The following is a 1,667-nucleotide window of genomic DNA, read 5'->3' on the forward strand; positions in this document are numbered from 1 at the left end:
TTCGCGCACTGGAAGTATTGCGCCACGACCTGACAACTGAGCGGCACGAGCCGGATGAAGAGAGATCTTCACGTCCGGATCTGTGGGGGGCGGCGGCTGAGATGCCGCCGCCTACCCGGCGAAGGGGATGGGCTGTCCCGATGAGTGGATGCGATCAACCGGAAGGGAGGAACCGTATGCATGAGTCAACGTTGCAGGGTAAGTCGCATGCTATTCCGAAACGCCTCGTGTGGGATGCGTGGCTGAAGGTGAAGAAGAATGGAGGGGCGGCCGGGGTCGACGGGGTGACGATCGGGCAGTTCGAGGGTGACCTGAGGGACAACCTCTTCAAGCTGTGGAATCGGATGTCGTCGGGTTCGTATTTCCCCGGGCCGGTCCGGGCGGTAGAGATACCCAAGAAAGGCGGAACACGGGTTCTCGGCATCCCGAATGTGATCGACAGGGTGGCGCAGACGGTGGCGGTCATGGCCTTGGAGCCGGACGTGGAGAAGGTCTTCCATGGCGACTCCTATGGCTACCGCCCGGGGCGCTCCCCGGTGGACGCGCTCACGGTATGCCGGCAGCGATGCTGGGAGAAGGACTGGGTCATAGACCTTGATGTGAAAGCCTTCTTTGATTCCGTGCCATGGGATCTGATGCTGAAGGCGGTCGCGTGCCACACGGACCAGAAATGGGTCCTGCTGTATGTGGAACGCTGGCTGAAAGCGCCGATGCTGATGGCCGATGGTAACCTGTCCCAACGGGTCCAAGGAACGCCGCAAGGCGGACCGATCTCACCCGTCCTCGCCAATCTTTTTCTGCACTACGGCTTCGACACCTGGATGACACGGGAATTCCCGGGAATCCGGTTCGAACGCTTCGCAGACGATGCGGTGATCCATTGCGCAAGCGAACGCCAAGCCCGCCTCGTGCAGGCAGCGGTCGCCCGTCGGCTTGCTGACGTCGGGCTGGAACTTCATCCCGACAAAACGCGGATCGTATACTGTCAAGACAGTAACCGCCGGGGAACATATGAGAACACCTCATTCACGTTCCTCAGCTACACGTTCCGACCCCGCAGAGCCTTCAACAACAAGAGGAACGTAAGGTTCACCAGTTTCCTCCCGGGGGCAAGCAGGGACAAGCAGACGGAGTTCAGCCGCCGGGTGCATGCCTGGCGGCTACACCGGCGCACCGACCTCACCATCGCCGAACTGGCGAATGGCCGCAAAAATGAGGACGGCACCCCGCTGTCACCGGGCATCAACCCGGTACTAGCCGGGTGGTTCAGCTACTTCACCGCCTTCTACCCGACCACGGTGGACCCGCTACGACAGCGCATCGACCGCCATCTGGTGCGCTGGGTCCGACGGAAATACAAACGATGCACAACCAACGACCAGGCACGAACATGGCTCCACGGGGTCCGGCAACGGGCACCCGATCTGTTCGCGCACTGGCAGGTGGCCAGCACACCCTGACAACCGGACGGCACGAGCCCCGTGAAGGGAGACTTTCATGCGGGGATCTGTGGGAGCCCGGGGCTGAAACGCCCCGGGCCACCCGGCACGCCCGCTCACACGCGGCGCGGTTCCTCGGCTACGAGATCACCGCTCACCATGACCACAGCAAGGGAGCCCGCGGCCGCAGGTGGACCGACGGGTTCATCAAGCTCAACGTCCCACGAT

General features: G+C 62.4%; 1 protein-coding gene. It reads left to right on the top strand.

The features are described 5' to 3' along the window. Nucleotides 1-176 precede the first annotated feature (176 nt). Entirely contained in the window at nt 177-1,460 is a 1,284-nt protein-coding gene (gene ltrA / locus ACRESJ_RS23570; RefSeq protein ID WP_431760049.1) for a group II intron reverse transcriptase/maturase, read from the top strand. Nucleotides 1,461-1,667: the final 207 nt, after the last annotated feature.

The sequence above is a fragment of the Pseudomonas sp. genome (genome assembly GCF_050739655.1).
In the GTDB taxonomy this organism is placed as follows: Bacteria; Pseudomonadota; Gammaproteobacteria; order Pseudomonadales; family Pseudomonadaceae; genus Aquipseudomonas.

What these genes read in the sequence shown, in the direction of transcription:
- ltrA (WP_431760049.1), top strand. Translation starts at nt 177, where the DNA reads ATGCATGAGTCAACGTTGCAGGGTAAGTCGCATGCTATTCCGAAACGC.